The organism is Methylobacterium platani (genome assembly GCF_001653715.1).
In the GTDB taxonomy this organism is placed as follows: domain Bacteria; phylum Pseudomonadota; class Alphaproteobacteria; order Rhizobiales; family Beijerinckiaceae; genus Methylobacterium; species Methylobacterium platani.
Map to the genome: position 1 here is coordinate 1 of NZ_LWHQ01000070.1, position 21449 is coordinate 21449.

17 protein-coding genes, 1 tRNA gene and 1 rRNA gene are annotated in these 21449 nt (G+C 70.6%); 6 read left to right on the plus strand and 13 right to left on the minus strand.

All coding sequences use genetic code 11. The annotated features are described in order from the left end of the window. The first annotated feature begins 110 nt into the window (after positions 1–110). Positions 111–226 (plus strand): 5S ribosomal RNA (gene rrf, locus A5481_RS27700). A 44-nt stretch (positions 227–270) separates the two neighbouring features. Beyond that, positions 271–347 (plus strand) — tRNA-Met (locus tag A5481_RS27705). A 646-nt stretch (positions 348–993) separates the two neighbouring features. Here A5481_RS27705 and A5481_RS27710 read toward each other — a convergent pair. The 4 genes from A5481_RS27710 to A5481_RS27725 form a co-directional block, all read right to left on the minus strand. Then, positions 994–4062, minus strand: coding sequence for an efflux RND transporter permease subunit (locus A5481_RS27710; RefSeq protein ID WP_048435124.1), 3069 nt, complete (start codon positions 4060–4062; stop codon positions 994–996). Positions 4063–4135: 73 nt separating this feature from the next. Further along, positions 4136–5224 (minus strand): efflux RND transporter periplasmic adaptor subunit, encoded by a 1089-nt coding sequence (locus A5481_RS27715; RefSeq protein WP_048435125.1) that lies wholly within the window; start codon positions 5222–5224, stop codon positions 4136–4138. A 29-nt stretch (positions 5225–5253) separates the two neighbouring features. Further along, entirely contained in the window at positions 5254–6423 is a 1170-nt protein-coding gene (locus tag A5481_RS27720; protein WP_048435126.1) for an efflux RND transporter periplasmic adaptor subunit, read from the minus strand. A gap of 210 nt (positions 6424–6633) precedes the next feature. Then, positions 6634–6924: a hypothetical protein gene (locus A5481_RS27725; RefSeq protein ID WP_064504436.1), complete on the minus strand. Its 291-nt coding sequence runs from the start codon at positions 6922–6924 to the stop codon at positions 6634–6636. Between the two features lie 67 nt (positions 6925–6991). On the opposite strand from A5481_RS27725, the gene A5481_RS27730 reads away from it, so the two are divergent. Then, on the plus strand, positions 6992–7627 hold the full coding sequence (locus tag A5481_RS27730; protein ID WP_064504437.1) for a TetR/AcrR family transcriptional regulator: 636 nt from the start codon (positions 6992–6994) through the stop codon (positions 7625–7627). Positions 7628–7815: 188 nt separating this feature from the next. On the opposite strand, the gene A5481_RS27735 is transcribed toward A5481_RS27730, so the two are convergent. After that, positions 7816–8352 carry a GNAT family N-acetyltransferase gene (locus A5481_RS27735; RefSeq protein WP_064504438.1) on the minus strand — a complete coding sequence of 179 codons (537 nt, stop codon included), beginning with the start codon at positions 8350–8352 and terminating at the stop codon, positions 7816–7818. Between the two features lie 178 nt (positions 8353–8530). Next, a complete protein-coding gene (locus tag A5481_RS27740) occupies positions 8531–9697 on the minus strand; it encodes a type III PLP-dependent enzyme (RefSeq protein WP_048437192.1) in 1167 nt (388 codons plus the stop codon). A gap of 697 nt (positions 9698–10394) precedes the next feature. Here A5481_RS27740 and A5481_RS27745 point away from each other — a divergent pair. The 3 genes from A5481_RS27745 to A5481_RS27755 all read left to right on the plus strand — a co-directional run bounded on the left by A5481_RS27745 (position 10395) and on the right by A5481_RS27755 (position 13098). Next, positions 10395–12014 (plus strand): glucan biosynthesis protein G, encoded by a 1620-nt coding sequence (locus A5481_RS27745; RefSeq protein ID WP_048437181.1) that lies wholly within the window; start codon positions 10395–10397, stop codon positions 12012–12014. Continuing rightward, on the plus strand, positions 12011–12514 hold the full coding sequence (locus tag A5481_RS27750) for a GNAT family N-acetyltransferase (protein ID WP_245239199.1): 504 nt from the start codon (positions 12011–12013) through the stop codon (positions 12512–12514). The genes A5481_RS27745 and A5481_RS27750 overlap by 4 nt, the downstream gene beginning before the upstream one ends. A gap of 137 nt (positions 12515–12651) precedes the next feature. After that, positions 12652–13098: a hypothetical protein gene (locus tag A5481_RS27755; protein WP_156312144.1), complete on the plus strand. Its 447-nt coding sequence runs from the start codon at positions 12652–12654 to the stop codon at positions 13096–13098. Positions 13099–13263: 165 nt separating this feature from the next. Here the strand turns inward: A5481_RS27755 and ugpA are convergent, their stop codons facing one another. The 7 genes from ugpA to ugpE form a co-directional block, all read right to left on the minus strand. Beyond that, positions 13264–14148: a sn-glycerol-3-phosphate ABC transporter permease UgpA gene (gene ugpA / locus A5481_RS27760; protein ID WP_048437184.1), complete on the minus strand. Its 885-nt coding sequence runs from the start codon at positions 14146–14148 to the stop codon at positions 13264–13266. A gap of 4 nt (positions 14149–14152) precedes the next feature. Beyond that, positions 14153–15472 carry a sn-glycerol-3-phosphate ABC transporter substrate-binding protein UgpB gene (gene ugpB, locus A5481_RS27765; RefSeq protein WP_048437185.1) on the minus strand — a complete coding sequence of 440 codons (1320 nt, stop codon included), beginning with the start codon at positions 15470–15472 and terminating at the stop codon, positions 14153–14155. A gap of 290 nt (positions 15473–15762) precedes the next feature. Continuing rightward, positions 15763–17439 (minus strand): thiamine pyrophosphate-binding protein, encoded by a 1677-nt coding sequence (locus tag A5481_RS27770; RefSeq protein WP_048437186.1) that lies wholly within the window; start codon positions 17437–17439, stop codon positions 15763–15765. Positions 17440–17566: 127 nt separating this feature from the next. After that, positions 17567–18160: a coiled-coil domain-containing protein gene (locus A5481_RS27775; RefSeq protein ID WP_048437187.1), complete on the minus strand. Its 594-nt coding sequence runs from the start codon at positions 18158–18160 to the stop codon at positions 17567–17569. A 90-nt stretch (positions 18161–18250) separates the two neighbouring features. Further along, complete coding sequence (locus A5481_RS27780) at positions 18251–19423, minus strand: CaiB/BaiF CoA transferase family protein (protein ID WP_048437193.1); 1173 nt, start codon at positions 19421–19423, stop codon at positions 18251–18253. Positions 19424–19548: 125 nt separating this feature from the next. Beyond that, complete coding sequence (locus tag A5481_RS27785; protein ID WP_048437188.1) at positions 19549–20601, minus strand: ABC transporter ATP-binding protein; 1053 nt, start codon at positions 20599–20601, stop codon at positions 19549–19551. A 28-nt stretch (positions 20602–20629) separates the two neighbouring features. Then, positions 20630–21445: a sn-glycerol-3-phosphate ABC transporter permease UgpE gene (ugpE, locus tag A5481_RS27790; RefSeq protein ID WP_425339772.1), complete on the minus strand. Its 816-nt coding sequence runs from the start codon at positions 21443–21445 to the stop codon at positions 20630–20632. Positions 21446–21449: the final 4 nt, after the last annotated feature.

Here is a 21449-nt window from a genome sequence, read left to right on the forward strand (position 1 = left end):
GCTCTCATGATCCGTGTCCGGATCACACAACCACACACGATGACGACACGACGGGCGGCCACAGCGGCCGCCGGTCACCATGCTTGCCCGAACGCGACGTGCTTGGCCGGTCTGGTGGTCTGAGCGGGGTGATCAGAACCCGATCCCATCTCGAACTCGGCCGTTAACCGCCCCAGCGCCTATGGTACTGTGTCTCAAGACACGGGAGAGTCGGTCACCGCCAGACCTGCCAAGCACGTCACACCTTCCCTCATCGCGAACACACCCTGGCGCGGGGTGGAGCAGCCCGGTAGCTCGTCAGGCTCATAACCTGAAGGTCACAGGTTCAAATCCTGTCCCCGCAACCAAGACAACGAAGAAGCCCGCTGGCGAAAACCCGCGGGCTTCTTCGCGTTGGCGCAGATCATGCGCGCGCAAGCCGAACTCGGGATCCCCGCTTGGGTGGAGCCGGAAGGGGAGGGGGGATGCGCCATATCCCGCCTGCGACCTCCGACGATCTCGCCGTCGAGCAGCGTGAGCCCGCGCGTTCGGGACGGGAGGCGCAGCCGGGGGCGAGCGCATCGTCGTTCTCGTCCAGGGCGATCCGCAGACCGCCGGCTCGCCGGGCTTGGTCTTTGCCGCGCGTCGTTCCGGCGGGGTGTGGCGTCGAGGTGCCGAGGTCTCGCGGAGCCGGCAGCGACAAGCGTCATGGCCTGCGATCTCTCTCGGCATCCCGGCCCGGCCCGGTCGATAGCGACGGTCGCGGCAACGACATCCGCATGATGGTCGACGACGTCGCGCCGCCGTGCCGGCGAGGGCGGGCGCCCGGAGACACCCGCCGGGTCGTCGTTCGACTTCGGCGCTTCCCACTCCACCGCGTGCCGGACTTGCGGAAGTCGGACCGCGAGCCTTCATCGCGGCGACGTTGCGGGTGAATGCGTCCGACGTGACGATCCGGACGGTCGCCCGGGCGAACCATCGAGTGCCGCTCACAGCGGCCCGGCCCGCGGCTCGTCACGCTCCGGCGTGGGCGGGCCCCTCGCCCTTCTTCTGCGGCCGGATCCGGTACCAGCCGACATAGAGCGCCGGCAGGAAGAACAGAGTCAGGAAAGTCGCCGCGATGATGCCGCCGATCATCGCGTAGGCCATCGGGCCCCAGAAGACCTCGCGGGCGATCGGGATCATGCCGAGGCTGGCGGCCGCCGCCGTGAGCAGGATCGGGCGCATGCGGTGGCAGGTCGCCTCCACCACCGCGTCCCAGGGATTCATGCCCTCGGCCTCGAACTCGTCGATCTGGGTGACGAGGATCACGGCGTTGCGGATGATGATGCCGATCAGCGCCAGCACGCCGAGGATCGCGACGAAGCCCATCGGTGCGCCCGAGGGCAGCAGGGCCGCGACGACGCCGATCAGGCCGAGCGGCGCCACGCTCGCGACGAGAAACAGCTTCTGGAGGCTCTGGAGCTGCACCATCAGGAAGAACGCCATCACGAGCAGCATCACCGGCACCACCGCGGCGATCGGGCCCTGGCCCTTGGCGCTCTCCTCCACCGCGCCGCCGGTCGCGAGGTCGTAGCCGTCGGGAAGCTCGGCCCGGAACCGCGCCATGGCGGGCTCGAGCGCCGCCACCACGGTCGGCGGCTGGGTCGCGTCGGTGATCGCGGCCCGCACCGTGATGGTCGGCATCCGGTCCCGGCGCCAGACGATCGGCTGTTCGAGGTCGGAGTGGATCTTCGCGAAGGCCAGGAGCGGCACGGTCGCGCCGCCGGCGGTCGGCACCTGCAGGCTCTGGAGGGTGTCGACGGAGCGGCGCTCCGGCCCCTGCGCCCGGCCGACCACGTCGACGAGGTAGATCGCGTCGCGGACCTGGGTGATCGTGGTGCCGCCGACGATGCCGTTGAGGATGCCGGCGATGTCCTGCGAGGTCACGCCGAGCTGGCGCGCCTTGTCCTGCAGGATCTCGACCCGCAGCACCTTGCCGGGCTCGTTCCAGTCGAAGGTCGGCAGGCCGACATGGGGATTCTGCGCCACCACGTTGGCGAGCCTGAGGGCCTGGGTGCGGACCACCTGCAGGTCGGGCCCGCTGATCCGGTACTGGATCGGCCGGCCGACCGGGGGGCCGAGGTCGAGGGGATGCACGAACACGTCGGTGCCGACGAAGTCGCGTCGCGCCAGCGCGGTGAGCCGCGCCATGGTGCGGTCGCGGGCTTCCAGCGACACGGTCTCGATCACGATCTGACCGTAGAAGGCGTTCTGCAATTGCTGGTCGAGGGGCAGGTAGAAGCGGATCGCACCCTGGCCGACATAGGAGCTCCAGCGCTTGATCTCGGGGTCACCGGTCAGCGCCGCCTCGAACCGGTCCATCTGGGCCTTGGTCTCGGCAATGCTGGCATTCTGCGGCAGGGTCAGGTCGACCAGCACCTCGGGCCGGTCGGAGGAGGGGAAGAACTGCTGCTGCACGTGGCCCATGCCGACCACCGCGAGCCCCAGCATGCCGACGCACACGGCCACCGTGATCCAGCGGAAGCGCATCGCCGGCAGCAGCAGCGCCCGGAAGGCGGAGAGCAGGCGGCTGGGCTTGTCGTGGTGACCCTTCATGGTCTTCGGCAGGATCTTCACGCCGATCAGCGGCGCGAACAGCACCGCCACCACCCAGGAGACGAGCAGCGCGGCCGCGATCACCACGAAGAGCGAGTAGGTGTACTCGCCGGCGGCCGAGCCGTTGAAGCCGATCGGCAGGAAGCCCGCCACGGTGACGAGGGTGCCGGTGAGCATCGGGAAGGCGGTCGAGGTATAGGCGAAGGTCGCGGCCTTGTGCAGGCTGTCGCCGGCTTCCAGCCGCGCCACCATCATCTCGACGGTGATCATCGCGTCGTCGACGAGGAGGCCGAGCGCGATGATGAGGGCGCCGAGCGAGATGCGCTGCAGCGTGACCCCCATCACCTCCATGACGACGAAGACGATGGCGAGCACCAGCGGGATCGAGAACGAGACCACGAGGCCCGCCCGCATCCCGAGGCTGAGGAACGAGACCACGAGCACGATCACCACCGCCTCGACGAGGGCCTTGGTGAATCCGCCGACCGCCTCCTCGACGATGCGCGGCTGGTCCGAGACGAGGTGGATGCCGACGCCGACGGGAAGCTCCGCCTCGACCTGGCGCATCCGGGTCTTCAGCGCTTCGCCGAAATCGAGCAGGTTGCCGCTCTGCTGCATGGCGATGGCGAGCCCGATCGCCGGCCGGCCGTTGTAGCGGAACAGCGGCTCGGGCGGGTCGGCGTAGCCGCGCTCGATCTCGGCGACGTCGGAGAGGCGGAAGAAGCGGTCGTTGACCCGCAGGTTGATGGCCTTCAGGCTGTTCTCGTCGGTGAACTGGCCGCCGACCCGGACCGAGACCCGCTCCGGCCCGGCCTGGATCACGCCCGACGGCGCCACCGCGTTCTGCGCCTGCAGGGTCTTGATCACCGACTGGATGTCGACGCCGAGCCCGGCGAGCTTGCGGGTCGAGAAGTCGAGATAGATCATCTCGTCCTGGGCGCCGATGATCTGGGTCTTGCCGATGCTCGGCACCTTGATGATCCGGGTGCGCACCGTCTCGACGTAGTCGCGCAGCTGGCGCATCGACAGGCCGTCGGCGGTGAAGGCGTAGACGTTGCCGTAGACGTCGCCGAACTCGTCGTTGAAGAACGGGCCCTGCATGCCCTGCGGGAAGGTGCCCTTGATGTCGCCGAGCCGCTTGCGGACCTGGTAGAACAGCCACGGGATGGTCTGCGGCGGGGTCGTGTCGCGCAGGTTGACGAACACCGTCGCCTGGCCGGGCGTGGTGTAGCTCTTGGTGTAGTCCACCGCGCTGATCTGCTGCAGCTCCTTCTCGATCCGGTCGGTGACCTGATCGAGGGTGTCCGCGATGGTGGCGCCGGGCCAGCTCGCCTGCACCACCATGGTCTTGATCGCGAAGGCCGGATCTTCCTCGCGGCCGAGCTTGCGGTACGACATCGCGCCGGCGACGATCGCCACGGCCATCAGGAACCAGACGAAGGAGCGGTGCGACAGCGCCCATTCGGAGAGGTTGAACGACTTCATCGGGCGCGGCCTCGCGCTGAACGGGGTCGGGACGCGGGCCGTCGGGCCGCGCGCGGGAAATTCGGGCGAGAGGTCAGAGCCCGGACGCGGCGAGGCGCACCGCCTGGCCGTCGGCGAGGCTGTGGACGCCCGCCACCACCACGGTCTCGCCCGCGCTCACGCCGTCGCTCAGGGTGACGGTCGCGCCGTCGCGCTCCGCCGGACCGCCGCCCGCGACGAGCGTCACGTCGCGGCGCGCGACCGACCTGCCGTCCGGTGCGACGACCCAGACGCTGGTGCGGTTCTCCGCCCGCAGCAGGGCGGTGGCCGGCAGGGTGATGCGCGGCGAGGTCGGGCGTTCCAGCGCCACCGTGACCGTGGTGCCGAGGCGGAAGGCCTCCGGCGGGTCGACGAGGGTCATGCGCACCCGTCGCGTGCGCGTCGCCGGATCGGCGAGGGGACCGATCTCGCGCACCCGGCCCCCGGCGGTGATGGTGGGGGCGGCCTGCAGCGTCACCGTGAAGGCGGTGCCGGCCTCGATGCCGGCCATCAGCCCGTCCGGGATGTCGACCACCGCCTCGCGGATGTCGGGGCGGGCGAGCGTCACCACCGCCTGGCCGGCGCTCACCACCTGGCCGATCTCGGCGTTCCAGGCCGTCACCACTCCGTCGACGTCGGCCTTCAGGGTGGCGTAGCCGAGCTCGTCGGTCGCCTTCTGCAGCGCCGCCTTGCCCTGCGCGAGGCGCGCCGCCGCGGTATCGCGGCTCGCCACCGCGCCGTCGAGGGCGGCCTGCGTGACGTTGCCGCCCTCGAACAGGGTGCGCTGGCGCGCCTCGACGGCGCTGGCATTGGCGAGCTGCGCCTCGGCATCGGTGACGTCGGCCCGCGCCCGGGTCACGGCGAATTGCAGCACGGTCGGATCGAGGGCGGCGAGCCGCGCCCCCTTGGGCACGAGGTCGCCGACATAGACGTCGCGGGCGACCATCCGGCCCGGCACCCGGAAGCCTCCTTGCGTCTGGTAGCGCGGCTCCACCGTGCCGGCGAAGGGCCCGAAGGTCTCCGCGGTGCGGACCTCGACCCGGGTGGTGAGCACCGGGCGCACGGGGGGCGGCGCCTCGGTCTTCTCCGCCTGGCAGCCGGCGACGGCGACGAGGGCCAGGAGGGCGATCGCGGGCTTCGTCATTCGCGCGGGTGTCGCGCGCTGCGCGGGGCTCACTTGCCGTCCTCCCCCACCACAGCGACCGTCTGGCCGGGGCGCAGTAGCTGGATGCCGGCGGTGACCACCCGCTCGCCCGGCGCGATGCCGTCCGACAGGACGATGGCCGAGCCGGCATAGCGGTCGATCGCGACGGTCTTCGGCGCGACGGTGCCGCTCGCCGGATCGAGCACCCAGACCGCGGGCCGGTCCTGCCAGCGGAACAGCGCGCTCCAGGGCAGGCTCACGGCCTGCCGGGCGCGGAAGCGGCCGAGGCCCGCCACCGCGGCGCCGAGCGACATCTCGGGCGGGGCCTTCGCGAGGCCGATCTTCACCCGCACGCCGCCCGAGGCGGGATCGACCGCCGGCGAGATCTCGCGCACCGTGCCGGTGGTGCGCACCTTCGGGTCGGAGAGCAGGATGATGTCGATCGTCTTGCCTTCCGGCGGCTCGGCGAGCAGCGTCTCGGAGACGATGAACACCGCGTCGCGCGGCCCGTCCTGGGCCAGGGTGAACACGGTCTGGCCGGACTGCACCACCTGGCCGGCTTCCGCGTTGCGCGCCGTGATGATGCCGGCGACCCCGGTCTTCAGCTCGGTATAGGAGAACTGCTCGCGGGCATTGCCCAAGGCCGCCTTGGCGGAGTCCACCGAGGCCTGGGTGGTGCGCAGGGTCTGCTCGGCCTGGTCGTAGGCGGTGCGGGTGGTGTAGCCGCTGCGCATCAGCGATTGCTGGCGCTCGAAGCTGACCCTGGCCTGGGTCAGGAGAGCCTCGGCGGAGGCCAGCGCCGCCTGCGCGGTGTCGACGTTGACCTGCTGCTCCTGCGGCTCGAGCCGGGCCAGCACCTGATCGGCGCCGACGTGCTCGCCGATCTCGACCAGCCGCTCCTGGATCTTGCCGCTGACACGGAACGCGATGTTGCTCAGGAACTTGGCCTGGATGTCGCCGGTCAGAACGACCTGCGCCGAGACCGGGGCGAGCGCGGCGGTGACGACCCGGACCTCGGCCAGGGCGGGGTCGCGGGTCGCCGCAGGGGTCGTCGCAAGGGTCGTCGCAAGGGTCGTCGCGCTCCCGGCCTCCTTGGCATCGTGCCGCGCCGGGGCGGGCGCCTCGGCGCCGGCCGGGCTCGCGGCCGCCAGGACGAGGGCGATCAGGGCGGCGCCCCGCGGGATCGGGCTGGGTCTCATGGCAATTCGCGGGTACCGGTTCGGCGGGAGACGTTGGGAAACGTAGCGAAAAAACGAGGGGAGCACATGTGAAGGAGCGGCCGCGAGGGGGCGGATGCGGCCGCTCCTTCCAGATGCCGGGCGTTCTTTTCCGAAGGAGAGGGCGCCCGGCATCTGTGGGGGGAGCCCCGGCGATGCGCCGGGGCGAAGCTGCGATCGGAAAGGGCCGGCTCAGAGCTGGCCCGGCTCGACCGGGCCGGCGGGCCAGGCGGGCGCTACCGGGTCGAGGCGGGTCCAGGCCAGCAGGCCGGCCCATCCGGCGAGCGCGAAGAACAGGAGCGCCAGGGTCGAGGCCTGGATCCGCCGCGGCAGCAGCGGGCGGGCGACCGCCAGCGGAGGGGCGTGCAGGTCGAGGCCGTTCGGCAGGCGGCCGAACCGGAACCGGCCCGGTTCCGTTCGTTGCGGCGGGGCAACTCGGGTTCGGCCGATCACCGTACGGGGCAGGATCACCCGGCTGGGCATGGCGCGCTCCTTGAAGGCGACGCCCGCTTCGTACTAATAACTGACCAGGCAGTCAATAAGGAACGACATGGCTAGTGCGGGGCGGCGCCAGCGGCGCAAGGAGGAGCGGCCGGGCGAGATCGTGGAGGCGGCGTTCGAGGAATTCGCGCGCAGCGGCTTCGCGGCGACCAAGCTCGACGACGTGGCGGCGCGGGCCGGCATCACCAAGGGCACGATCTACCTGTACTTCCCGAGCAAGGAGGACCTGTTCCTCGCCACCGTGCGGGAGATGAACCGGCCGTCGCAGGAAAACCTCGCGGCGCTCACCGCCGCGCCGCAGGGCCCGGCGATGGCGATCCTGCGCAGCCACTTCGCCTTCGTGTACGAGCAGATGGTCGAGGACCGGCGCGCCCGCGAGATCCTGCGGATGCTGATGGCCGAGGTGAGCCGCTTCCCCGACCTCGCCGAGCGCTGGCGCGTCGAGGTGATCGGCCCGGCGGTGGAGGCCCTGCGGCGGGTGGTGCGCTACGGCATCGAGCGGGGCGAGTTCCGCCCCTCGGCGGCGGAGGAGTTCCCCCACCTGCTCTTCGCCCCGGTCATGATGGCCTGTACGTGGCGGATGATGTTCGGCGACGACCACGCCCTCGACCGCGCCGCGTATCTCGCGGGGCATCTCGACCTGATGGAGCGGGGGCTGGTGCGGGGGCCGGGGGAGGGGGAATGAGGGCGGCTTCACGCGCCGGATCGCAGGGTCGCCCTTCGGCCCTCCGTCTCGGGCTCCGTGCCTTCCTGACGAGCCTGGCCCTGTCCCGGATCTCCCTCCGCCGACGCTTCAATCACTCGTCCGGGAAAGAGCGGGTCGTCGCGCGGTCGGGTGACGCGCGGGGGCGGAGCGAACCGCCCCAGCCCGCCTCACGCGGCGACGCGGAACGCCTCCGGCGACCCCGCCACGGGCAGCACCCGCCCGGTCGCCCGCACCATGCCGGCGGCCCCGTCGAGGGCGCCTGGCACGAGGTCGAGGGCCAGGAACCGCTCCGGCGCGAACGGACCGGGCAGGCTCAGGGCGCCCACCCGCTCGCGGGTGAAGCCGAAGCGGGCGTAATAGGGCGCATCCCCGACCAGGATCACGGCGCGGTGGCCGAGGGTGGCGGCGCGGGCGAGCGCCTCGCGCATCAGCCGGTGGCCGAGGCCGAGGCCCTGCAGGGCCGGATCGACCGCGATCGGCCCGAGCATCAGGGCGGGAATGCCGCCGGCATCGACGTTCCACAGGCGCACGGTGGCGACGAGACGGTCCTGCATCTCGACCGCCAGGGCGAGCCTCTCCGCCGGCAGGCGGCCCTCGCGCAGGCGCTCGCAGGTCTTGGTGAAGCGGGCCTCGCCGAAGCACGCATCGAGCAGGTGCTCGCGGGCGGCGCCGTCGGCGGCGCGCTCGTCGCGGATCTGGATCACGGCCGTACCCTCCCGAGACTGACAAGACGGGCAAAGGACAGCCCTCGCACCTGCCGCGCGCGGCAGGCCGTCCGGGACTTCGAAGGATGAGGATGGAGGCGCGGACGCGCCGGGGCCCCGATAACGGCGAACCCGGCGCATCGTTCCGGCGGTCTGCGCCCGGAAAGGCGCAGACCGATCAGATCACGTAGGACTGGAGCGGCGGGAAGCCGTTGAACGCCACCGCCGCGTAGGTGGTGGTGTAGGCACCCGCGCCCTCGATCAGCACCTTGTCGCCGATCGCCAGCGAGATCGGCAGCGGGTACGGGGTCTTCTCGTAGAGCACGTCGGCCGAGTCGCAGGTCGGGCCGGCGAGCACGCAGGGGACCGTGCGGTCATCGTCGTGCTCGGTGACGATGCGGTAGCGGATCGACTCGTCCATCGTCTCGGCGAGGCCGCCGAACTTGCCGATGTCGAGGTAGACCCAGCGCACCTCGTCGGCGGCGTCGGACTTCTGGGAGACCAGCACCACCTCGGCCTCGATCATTCCGGCATTGCCGACCATGCCGCGGCCCGGCTCGATGATCGTCTCCGGCAGCTGGTTGCCGAAATGCTTGGTCAGCGCCCGGAAGATCGCGTCGCCGTAGGATTCCACGCCCGGCACCGCCTTGAGGTACTTGGTCGGGAAGCCGCCGCCGAGGTTCACCATCGAGAGATGGATGCCGCGGGTCGCGCATTCGCGGAAGATCATCGAGGCGGAGGCGAGCGCCCCGTCCCAGGCTTCCGTGTTGCCCTGCTGCGAGCCGACGTGGAACGACACGCCGTAGGCGTGGAGGCCCGCCCGGGTGGCGTGCTCGAGCACGTCCACCGCCATCTCCGGCACGCAGCCGAACTTGCGCGACAGCGGCCACTCGGCTCCGGCGCCGTCGCACAGGATGCGGCAGAACACCTGCACGTCCTCGCGGGCGACGTTGACCGCCTCGGCGGCGCGGGCGATCTTGTCGACCTCGGCCTGGCAGTCGACCGCGAAGAGCCGCACGCCGAGCTGGAGGGCGCGGGCGATGCAGCGCTCCTTCTTGATGGTGTTGCCGAACGACACGCGGTCGGCGGTGGCGCCGGCGGCGAGCGCCATCTGCACCTCGACCACCGAGGCGGTGTCGAAGCAGGAGCCCATCTCGGCGAGCGCGCGCAGCACCTCGGGGGCCGGGTTCGCCTTGACGGCGTAGAAGACCCGGGTGTCCGGCAGGGCGCGGGCGAAGGCGGTGTAGTTGTCGCGCACGACGTCGAGGTCGAGGACCATCACGGGACCCTCGTCCCGGCCGAGCTCGCGGCGCACGCGCAGGAAATCGCGGATGCGATCGGTCATGATCAGCCCCACCAAAGGTTCGAGAGGGCTCCCGCGGGAACCCGAAGTCGAGATCGAGACGGCGCGCGTCGGCCGTCCGGCGTCAGGGGGCGATGCGGCGCGGCGCGGACGTGCTGTGGAGACACGCCGTGCGACGCGGGCGCAGAGCACCCGGAAGCTGCCTTTGCTTGGAACGGGGAAACCCGATCCGCACTCGGGGCAAGGAGAAACAAGCCTCTTCGGTGTCGGCCTTTGGAGGGCCGACGAGACCAAAAAAGCCCGTTCGTCGTTGCTTTAAGCTGCGTCCCCCGTGGAGAGCGGGGTTCGCCGGTTTTGCCTCCGGCTGCCGGTTGTTGTCGGGGTCCGGTGTCGCCACCTGGATGCCGGCCGGAGGGATCCACCCTTCCCGGCCATCGATCCTTTAAGACCCCTGGCGGCTGTCCGGCCTCTTGTCCGGATGCCCACCAACCGGCACGCGGCCACAGGCACGTGCGAAATTGGGCAAGGCGGTAGATACGGACCACGGACCCCCGCCGCAAGCCCTGTCACGCCGATTTCCGCCGGATTTTCCCGCCGTGGCGTGCAGGACACGGACCCGCCCCGCGGCATGGAGAAAGCGTCACGTCGCGGGCCCTTCTCAAGTGGCGCCGGACGGGCCATTCAACCGGGCGACGCACGGGCGCGCGTTCAGCCGGCGCGCCTTATTCTCCGGGACACCATGACCATCGCACCCTCGCGCCGCGCGCTGCTTGCCGGCCTGCTCTCCTCCGCCGCCCTCTCCCGGGCCGCCGCCGCCCAGGTCGGGCCGACCCAGCCCGGACCGAGCGCCCTGCCGCCGCCGGCCCCGAGCCCGGCTCCGGCCGGCCCGCCGCGCTTCCGCTTCGACGAGGTGGTGCGGCGGGCGCGCGCGCTCGCGGGAGCCCCGTTCGAGGCCGGCGTGGCGCCGCTGCCGGCGCCGCTCGCCGCCCTCGACTACGACGCCTGGCGCGACATCCGCTTCCGGCCCGACAAGGCCCTGCTGGGGGACCAGGACGGGCCGTTCCGGCTCCAGCTGTTCCATCTCGGCTTCCTCTATACCCGGCCGGTGACCGTGAACGTGGTGCGCGACGGCGTGCCGACGCCGGTGCCCTACCAGCCCGGCCTGTTCGATTACGGCCGCACCACCATCGACAAGCCGCTGCCGGTCACCCTGGGCTTTGCCGGCTTCCGGCTGCACTATCCCCTCAACAAACCGGGCGTGCTCGACGAGCTGATCTCGTTCCTCGGCGCGAGCTACTACCGCTTCCTCGGCCGCGACCAGCTCTACGGGCTCTCGGCGCGGGGGCTCGCCGTCAACGTCGAGGGCGTCGGCGGTCCGGAGGAGTTCCCGGTCTTCCGCGAGTTCTGGATCGAGATGCCGCCGAAGGGCGCCGACCGGGCGGTGATCTACGCGCTGCTCGACGGGCCGTCCTGCACCGGCGCGTTCCAGTTCCTGGTCTATCCGGGCGACGAGACCGTGGTCGACGTGCGCTGCTCGCTGGTCCCTCGCCGGGAGCTCGCCGCGGTCGGCATCGCGCCGCTGACCTCGATGTTCTTCATCGGCGAGAACGACCGCCACCACTCGGACGATTACCGGCCCGAGCTGCACGATTCCGACGGGCTGCTGATGCAGTCCGGCGGCGGCGAGTGGATCTGGCGCCCCCTGCGCAACCCGAAGGAGCGCTGGATCTCGGCCTTCCAGGACCGCAACCCGAAGGGCTTCGGGCTGATGCAGCGCGACCGGGTGTTCGAGGATTACCAGGACCTCGAGGCGTTCTACCACCGCCGCCCGGGCTACTGGGTCGAGCCGCAGGGCGAGTGGGGCGAGGGCACGGTGCGCCTCGTCGAACTGCCGACCGAGAACGAGACCCACGACAACATCGTGGCCTCCTGGCAGCCGAAGCAACCCTACCAGCCGGGCGAGGCGGTGGAGCTTTCCTACAGGGTCCGGGCGCTCGCCGAGACCGACGACCTCCATCCCGGCGGACGGGTGGTGAACACCTACGTCGCCCGCACCACGGCGAGCGGCGGCACGGCCGACGGCAGCGCCCCGCTCACCCGCCGCTTCCTCGTCGACTTCTCGGGCGGCGACCTCGCCTACTGGCTCACCGACCCGAAGGCGGTCGAGATCGTGCCCTCGACGACGGCGGGCAGGATCACCGCGGTCTCGCTGGTGCCGAACCTGCACGTGAAGGGGTTCCGCGCGGCGATCGACGTGCGCCTCGACCAGCCCGGCCAGGCGACCGACCTGCGCGCCTTCCTGCGCGCCCGCGGCCAGACCCTGACCGAGACCTGGACCTATCCGTGGAAGGCCGCGTGAGCGGTCCTCCGTCCCACCCGCCGGCGGTCGCGATCCGGCCGGCGATCCGGGCCGATCTCGACGCCCTGATGGCGCTCGAGGCCGCGGCCTTCGCCACAGACCGGGCCGAGCGCCGGGCGATCCGCCACGCCATCGCCTCGGCCTCGATCTCGCTCCTCGTCGCCCTCGACGATGCGGTGCTGGTCGGCGCCGCCACGATCGAGCGCCGCCGCGGCAGCCGCCGCGCCCGCCTGTCCTCGATCGCGGTGGCGCCGAGCCGGGCCGGCACCGGCCTCGGCCGGGTGCTGCTCGCGGCCGCCGAGGCCGAGGCCCGGGCCCGGGGCTGCGACGCCCTGCGGCTCGAGGTCCGCGAGGATAACGGCGCCGGCATCCGGCTCTACGAGCGCAGCGGCTACCGCCGGTTCGAGACCGTGCCGGACTACTACGAGGACGGCACCACCGCCTGGCGTTACGAGAAGCCGCTCGCGGCCGGGGAGGGGAGCGGGCCTGTCCCGTCCTGATACGGCCCGGCACTGTCCGGGACCGGACATTCGCCGCCGACGCCGCTTTCCGCTGCGGCATGTGCCATCACGGCATGGTTTCCGGTTTGTTGCGGTTGGCACGCCGGACGCAGAGATCCCGGGGACCGAGGCATCAGGTGCCTCACTCCGGGATCTTCGAGGACAAGGTGGCAGCCATGGCCGTGACCAACGCCGATTTTCGCAGGATGATCGCCGGGAGCCGCGGTGCCGTTGCAGAGGCGTTGCCGCCCCTGACCGTGCCGGACCGGCTGCCTCATCGTTTCGAGCCGGCGTCCCGCCTTCCCGCCCGGGCCGAGCCGCGCACCATCGAGATCGTCTGGGCCCCCGCCGCGCCGGCCGGCGGCCGCTGGCTCGGCGGCCTCGCCACGCTCGCCAAGGTGCTGGCGGTGCCGGTGCTGCTGGCCGGCGGCCTCTACGCCCGGCCGGTCTACGAGTGCCACAAGCAGAAGAGCCACGGGATGCTGTATTATGGCACCACCGTGCAGATGTGCGTCGGCGAGCGCATGGCCGAGAAGGTCGAGAGCGTGCAGGCCTTCGTGAATCGGCAGATGCGCGCGTTGTGAGGAGCCGGCCGGACGTGGTTCAGGGCGCGCTTGGCCGGCAAGAGCGCCGATCTGCCGCGCGCCTCGACACCTCTCCACGTCATCCTGGGGCTCGCCGCAGGCGAGAGCCCGGGATGACGTGAGGACGGCGGACCGGGCTGATCCGATCCACCGATCGCCTCCGGATCAATACGCCACCCGCTTCTCGACGTACCGGAACTGGATCGCCGTCAGCCCGATGACGATCGCCATCAGCACCACCGACTGCGCCGCCGAGCCGCCGAGATCGGCGCCGATGCGGCCGTCCTGGTAGACCTTGTAGACCAGGGTCTGGGTCGCCCGGCCCGGCCCGCCATGGGTGAGCACGTCGATGACGCCGAACGTCTCGCAGAAGGCGTAGACGACGTTGACCACCATCAGGAAGAACGTCGTCGGCGAGAGCAGCGGGAACACGATGGTCCAGAACCGCCGCGCCGGGCCGGCGCCGTCGATCGCCGCCGCCTCGATCACGCTGGCGGGGATCGCCTGGAGGCCGGCGAGGAAGAACAGGAAGTTGTAGGAGACCTGCTTCCAGGCCGCCGCCATCACCACCAGGATCATGGCGTGGTTCCCGTCGAGCAGCGGGTTCCACGGGATGCCGATCTGGGTGAGCCCGCGGGCGACGAGGCCGAGGCCGGGCTGGAACAGGAAACCGAACAAGACGCCGGCCACCGCGGGGGCGACCGCGTAGGGCCAGATCAGCAGCGTGCGGTAGAGGCCGGCGCCGCGCAGCTCCCGATCCGCCATCGCGGCGAGCAGCAGCGCGAAGCTCAAGGAAAGCCCCGCCACCGCCGCCGCGAAGACCAGCGTGGTGACGAGGGACTGGTAGTAGCCCGGGTCCGAGAACAGGGCCCGGTAGTTCTCGAACCAGACGAACTCCGTCGAGAGCCCGAACGCATCCTGCATCTGGAACGACTGCCAGACCGCCTGCACGGCCGGCCAGTAGAAGAACAGGCCGACGATGAGGAGCTGCGGCGCGATCAGCGCCGCCGGCAGCAGCCGGCCTCCGAAGGTGACGCGCTCGGGACCCATGATGCTACCGTCCGGCCTGCTTCTCGAACTGGCGCAGCATCGTGTTGCCGCGGGCCGCGGCCTCGTCGAGGGCCTGCTTCGCCGTCTTCTTGCCGGCGAGCGTCGCCTCGATCTCCTCGGCCCACATGTCGCGCATCTGCGGCAGGTTGCCGAGGCGCAGGCCGCGGGAATTCTCGGTCGGCGGCTTGTTGGTCAGCTCCTTGATCGGCACCTCGAGGGCCGGGTTCTTGTCGTAGAAGCCCTCCGCCTTCGATTTCTCGTAGGCCGCCTTGGTGATCGGCATGTAGCCGGTGGTCTGATGGAGCTTGGCCTGCCGGTCGGTGTCGGACAGGAAGGCGAAGAACTTCGCCACGCCCTTATACTCGTCGGGCTTCTTGCCGCCCATCACCCACAGCGAGGCGCCGCCGATGATGCTGTTCTGCGGCGCGCCCGACACGTCGGGATAGTACGGCATCGGCGCCGCGGCCCAGGCGAATTTCGCCGCGCCCTTGACGTTGCCGTAGGAGCCGGACGACCCGAACATGATCGGGCACTCGCCGGCGGTGAAGCGGCCGAAGCCGCTGTCGTAGCGGCCGGAATAGTCGAAGGACTTGTCCTTCTGCGCCTCGGCGAGGTTGGTCAGGTGCTTGACCTGTACCGGGCCGTTGATCTCGAGCGTGGTGTCGAGGCCGTCCATGCCGTTGGCCTTGGTCGCCACCGGCACGTTGTGCCAGGCCGAGAGCTGCTCGATGTTGAGCCAGGTGACCCAGGTGGTGGAGAAGCCGCAATTCGGGAAGCCGTTCTGCGTCAGCTTCTTGGCCGCCGCGAACAGGTCCGGCCAGGTCTTCGGCGGCTCGGAGAGGCCGATCGACTTCAGCGCGTCGAGGTTGGCCCACATCACCATCGACGACGAGTTGAACGGGAACGACAGCATGTCGCCCTTGGTCGTCGAGTAGTAGCCGGTGATCGCCGGAAGGTAGGCGTTCGGGTCGAACGGCTCGCCGGCATCCTTCATCAGCTGGTAGACCGGCTTGATCGCGCCCTTGGCCGACATCATCGTGGCGGTGCCGACCTCGAACACCTGCATGATGTGCGGCGCGGTGCCGGCGCGGAAGGCCGCGATGCCGGCATTCAGCGTCTCGCCGTAATTGCCCTTGTAGGTCGGCACCACCTTGTAGTCGCTCTGGCTCGCGTTGAACTCGTCGGCCAGGCGGTTGACGGCGTCGTTGTTGGCGCCCGTCATCGCGTGCCACCATTGCAGCTCGGTCACGGCGAGCGCCGGGGTTGCCGCCAGCGCCAGGCTCAAGCCCGCGAGCGCGATGCGGATGGTCGTCGTGGGGGCCATCGGGGTGTCGTCTCCTCGTGTGCGGCCCCTCATGCGGGGCCGGCGTGACACTCCGACGACAGGGACGCCGGGGGACACGCGGCCCGCACCGTCTTGGGGCGGCGGGGCGCTTGTTAGTAGCTGGCTAAGCACAGCCGTGATCGTGGGACAAGTGCGGTCACGGGAGTCTGCTCGATCCACCCGGCGGAATTGAAGCGCTCGGGGTCATCCCGGGCTCGGCTGCGCGGCCCCGGGATGACGCGGAGGATGGCGGGACTGTCGAGGGTCGTCGGAACAGCCGCCTCGGAGGATTACGACCGCTTGCGGTCCCGCAGCGCCTGGATCGTCGTCGTCGGCGTGATCGCCTCGGGGTCGATCGGGCAGTGCAGGATCGCCGGCAGGCCCGACGCGATCGCCCGCGTCAGCGCCGCCGGGAAGTCCTCGGTCCGCTCGACCCGCTCGCCGTAGCCGCCGAAAGCGGTGGCGTAGGCGGCGAAGTCGGGGTTCTTGAGCGCGGTACCGGAGACGCGGCCGGGATATTCGCGCTCCTGGTGCATCCGGATCGTGCCGTACATGCCGTTATCGACCAGGATGACGATTACCGGCAGCCCGTACTGCACGGCGGTGGCGAATTCCTGCCCGTTCATCAGGAAGTCGCCGTCGCCCGACACCACGACGACGGTGCGCTCCGGCAGCAGGCGCTTGGCGCCGATGGCCGCCGGCACGCCGTAGCCCATCGAGCCCGAGGTCGGGGCGAGCTGGCCGTCATGGGCGCGGAACGGCCAGAACCGGTGCACCCAGGTGGCGAAGTTGCCCGCGCCGTTGCACAGGATCGCGTCCGCCGGCAGCGCCTCGCGCAGGTGGGTCATCACGCCGCCCATCTGGAGCGTGCCCGGCGTGGTGATCCGGGCCGGATCGCTCCAGGCGAGGTAGTCGGCGTGCAGCGCCTCGGTGCCGGCGGCCCAGGGCAGGGCGCGGGGCGGCTGCACCGTCTCAATCGCCGCCGCGAAGGCGGTCGGGCTGGCGTTGATGGCGAGCGCCGGGCTGTAGACCCGTCCCAGCTCCTCCGGGTCCGGATGGACGTGGACGAGGTGCTGGCGGGGGCCTGGAATGTCGAGGAGCGTGTAGCCCTGCGACGGGATCTCCGACAGCCGCCCGCCGACGACGAGGAGCAGGTCGGCCTCCTTGATCCGGGCGAGCAGCTTCGGGTTGACGCCGAGGCCGAGATCGCCGGCGTAGCAGCGGTGGTCCGCCGGGAAATGGCCCTGGCGCCGGAACGAGCAGGCGACGGGGAGCGAGAACAGGTCGGCGAAGCGCGCGAAGCGCCGCACGGCTTCCGCCGACCAGCGGCTGCCGCCGAGGATCGCGAAGGGTTTCTCGGCTTTCGCCAGCATGGTCTGCAGCGCGACCATCTGGGACAGGGCCGGATGGGTCTCGACCGGGGTGAAGGCGGGGGCGTCCGCCACCGTCGCGGTCTCGACCAGCATGTCCTCGGGCAGCGCGATCACCACCGGGCCGGGCCGGCCGGCGGTGGCGACGTGGAAGGCGCGGGCGATCAGCTCGGGGAGACGGTCGGCGCTGTCGATCTCCGTCACCCACTTGGCGATGGTGCCGAAGACCGCCCGGTAATCGAGCTCCTGGAACGCCTCGCGCTCCCGCGCCGCCCGGTCGATCTGGCCGACGAACAGGATCATCGGGGTCGAATCCTGCTTCGCGATGTGCAGGCCGGGCGAGGCGTTGGTCGCACCGGGGCCGCGGGTGACGAAGCAGATGCCGGGCTTCCCCGTCAGCTTGCCGTGCGCCTCCGCCATCATGGCGGCGCCGCCCTCCTGCCGGCAGACGGTGAGGCGGATCTGCGCGTCGTGCAGCGCGTCGAGCACCGCGAGGTAGCTCTCGCCGGGGACGCAGAAGATGTCGCCGACGCCGTGACGGGCGAGCTGGTCCACCAGGATCTGCCCGCCGGTGCGGGGGCGGGGGGCGTCGGTCATGGGTGTGTCCTCTGTCGAGCGACGGTCTTGAGTTGCTTCTCTCGGGTATTCGAAAGCGGACCAGTCCACGCAAGAAACGGACGGAATCGGCTCGCCATGATCATGCATCGTCGGCCGACCTCACACCTCACGGTTTGAGAATCCGTGCCAGCGCGATGACGGCGCCGATGATCGCGAGTGTCTGAAAACCGATCAGTCCGGCGACCCATTTGATGATGTCGCTCTTCGTCGATTCGATGCGCGCTTCCAGACGCAGCTCGGTTTCCCGCTGGCTCGCCTTGACGCCGTCGATATCCGATTTCGTGCTGGCCCGCAGCGCATCGACGCTGGCCTTGACGCCGTCGATATCCGATTTCGTGCTGGCCCGCAGCGCATCGACGCTGGCCTTGACGCCGTCGATGTCCGATTTCGTGCTGGCCCGCAGCGCATCGACGCTGGTCTTGACGCCGTCGATATCCGATTTCGTGCTGGTCCGCAGCGTGTCGACGCTGGCCTTGAGGCCTTCGATACTGGCTTTGACGCTTTCGATGTCCGACTTCGTGCCGACCCGCAATGCGTCGATGCTCGCCTCGACGTCCTTGAGATCCGCTTTCGTCGGAATATCGCCCTGGATCGCTTCGAGAAGAGCGTCGGACAGACCTTCCGCCTGCTCGGGAGACATCTTCGCCCGGTCGCGCAACGTCCGGGCGAATTTGAGCGTGTCGAACGCGATCGAGGTCATGGAGTTCGGGCGTTTTCCGGAAGGCTCGTACCGAGCAATATAGCAGTCCGCGGGGGTCTTGGCTCGCGCAGCCTGCACCGGCGACGGCCGTCACCCGCCCCAGGCCGGATCCGCCAGCACGCTCTGCGTATGATCCCCCACCTGCGGCGAGGCGGTCTCGGCCGCCATCGGCACGCCGTCGATGACGATCGGCGAGCGCACGCTCGGGATCGTGCCGCCCTTCGCGCGCGGATCGGCCAGATCGAGGCGCATCCCGCGATGGACCACCTGCGGGTCGGAGAAAACCTCCGCGAGGTCGTTGATCGGGCCGACCGGCACGTTGACGGCGCCGAGGCGGGCGAGGAGATCGGCCTTGCTGTGGCGGCTCGTCTCGGCCGCGATAAGCGGGATCAGCACGTCGCGGCGCGTCACCCGGCCCGGATTGGTCGCGTAGTCCGGATCGAGGTGCCAGGTCGTGCCGAGGACGCCGCAGAACTTCTGGAACTGCCCGTCGTTGCCGCAGGCGACGATGATGTGGCCGTCCGCGGTCGGGAAGACCTGGTAGGGCACGATGCTGGTATGCTCGTTGCCCATCCGGGGCGGCAGCATCCCGGAGACGAGATAGACCAGCGCCTGGTTGCCGAGCACCGAGACCTGCGTGTCGAGGAGCGCCATGTCGATGTGGCAGCCCTTGCCGGTGGCGTGCCGGCCCTGGAGGGCGGCGAGGATCGCCACGGTGCCGTAGACGCCGGTGAACACGTCCGCGAAGGCGACCGCGGTCTTGACCGGCTCGCCCTCGGGCTCGCCGGTGAGCGACATGATCCCGCCGAGGCCCTGGATCATGAAGTCGTAGCCGGCGCGCGGCGCGTAGGGGCCGTCCTGGCCGAAGCCGGTGACCGAGCAGGTGACGAGCCGCGGGTTGAGGGCGCTCAAGGCCTCGTGGTCGAGCCCGTACTTCTTCAGGCCCCCGACCTTGAAGTTCTCGATCACCACGTCGGCATGGGCCGCGAGCTTGCGCACCACCGCCTGACCTTCCGCGGTCTCGAAATCGGCCGCGACCGAGCGCTTGCCGCGATTCGTCGAGTGGAAATACGAGGCGGAGAGCGTCGCGCCGTCCGCGCCCGCGACGAAGGGCGGGCCCCAGGAGCGGGTGTCGTCGCCGACGACCGGGCGCTCGACCTTGACCACGTCGGCGCCGAGATCCGCCAGGAGCTGGCCGATCCAGGGACCGGCCAGGATGCGGGCGAGCTCGAGCACCTTGATGCCGGCGAGGGGCTTATGCACGAAGAACGGACCTCCCAACCCGGCGCCTCCCGTTCGCGGGATGGCGCGTCAGATCCCACCATCCGGGACCCCGTGCCGCCTGCATAGACCGCGGCTTGGCCGGCGGGAACGCATGCCCGCTCCGGTCAGCCCTGCGCCAGCCGCCGCCCGGTGGCGGGGTCGAACAGGTGCAGGCTCCGTCCGTCGATCCCGAGCCGCACCGTGTCGCCCTCCTGCGGGCCCGAGCCCGCCGGCACCTGCACCGCCACGTCGGTGCCGGCGAGCGGCCCGTGCAGCAGGCGGGTGGCGCCGAGCTCCTCCACGAAGGCGATGCGGAACGGCAGGCCGTCCTCGGCGATCCGCAGGTCCTCGGGCCGGATGCCGGCCTCGACCGCGGTGCCGGGGACGAGGCCGGCCGCCGGGATCACCGTCCCGTCGATCCGCACGCCGCCGGCCACGGCCTCGGCCGGGAGAATGTTCATCGGCGGCGAGCCCATGAAGGTCGCGACGTAGCGGGTGGCCGGGCGGCGGTAGATTTCGATCGGGGTGCCGACCTGCTCGATCTCCCCGCCGTTCATCACCACCAGCCGGTCGGCCATGGTCATCGCCTCGACCTGGTCGTGGGTGACGTAGACCGTGGTGACGCCGAGCTGGCGCTGCAGGCGGCGGATCTCGACCCGCATCTGCACCCGGAGCTTGGCGTCGAGGTTCGACAGCGGCTCGTCAAACAGGAACACCTGCGGCTTGCGCACGATCGCCCGCCCCATGGCGACGCGCTGGCGCTGGCCGCCCGAGAGCTGGCGCGGGTAGCGCGTCAGCATCGCCTCGAGGCCGAGGAGCCGCGCCGCTTCCCTCACCCGGGTCTCGATCTCGCCCTTCGGCGTGCCGCGGTTGCGCAACCCGTAGGCGAGGTTGTCGTAGACGCGCATGTGGGGATAGAGCGCGTAGTTCTGGAACACCATCGCGATATCGCGGTCGGCCGGCTCGACGTCGTTGACGGTGCGGTCGCCGATGGTGATCGCCCCCGAGGTCACGGTCTCGAGGCCGGCGATCATGCGCAGCACGGTGGACTTGCCGCAGCCAGAGGGGCCGACGAGGACACAGAAGGCGCCGTCCGGCACCTCGAGCGAGACGCCGCGCACCGCGTCGACGCCGCCGGAATAGGTCTTGCGCAAGGAGTCGAGGGCGAGGCCGGCCATCAGACGCATCCGATCGTACGGAAAGAGGTCACTTCTCGGTCTCCACCAGGCCGCGCACGAACAGCTTCTGCATCGCGAACACCACGACGACCGGCGGCAGCATCGCCAGGACGGCGGTCGCCATGACGATCTGCCACTCGGTGAGCTGGTCGGTGATCGAGGTCATCTTGCGCAGGCCGATCACCACCGTCTGCATGTCGTCGCGGGTGGTGACGAGGAGCGGCCAGAGATACTGGTTCCAGCCGTACAGGAACTGGATCACGAACAGGGCCGCCATCGTGGTGCGCGAGAGCGGCAGCAGGGTGTCGAGGAAGAACCGCACCGGCCCGGCCCCGTCGATGCGGGAGGCCTCGACGAGCTCGTTCGGCACCGTGAGGAAGAACTGGCGGAACAGCAGCGTCGCCGTCGCCGAGGCGATCAGCGGCAGGGCGAGGCCCGCATAGGTGTCGAGAAGGCCGAGATCGGCTGCGACCTTGTAGGTCGGGTAGATGCGGACCTCGACCGGCAGCATCAGGGTGACGAAGATCGCCCAGAACGCGGTCTGCCGGAACGGAAACTTGAAGTAGATCAGCGCGTAGGCCGAGAGCAGCGAGATCGAGATCTTGCCCAGCGCGATGGCGAGCGCCGTGATCGTGCTGTTGAGGAGCATCAGCCCGACCGGCGCGCCGGCCATGCCGGATTCGGTCAGCGCCCGCCGGTAGGTCTCGAGCCCGTGGGTGCCGGGCCAGAGCGGCATCTGGCCGTTGGCGATGGTAGCGGCGTCGTGGGTCGAGCCGATCAGCGCGAGGTAGACCGGGAAGACGACGACGCCGACCCCGAGGCAGAGCACGAGATGCGGGATCAGGTTG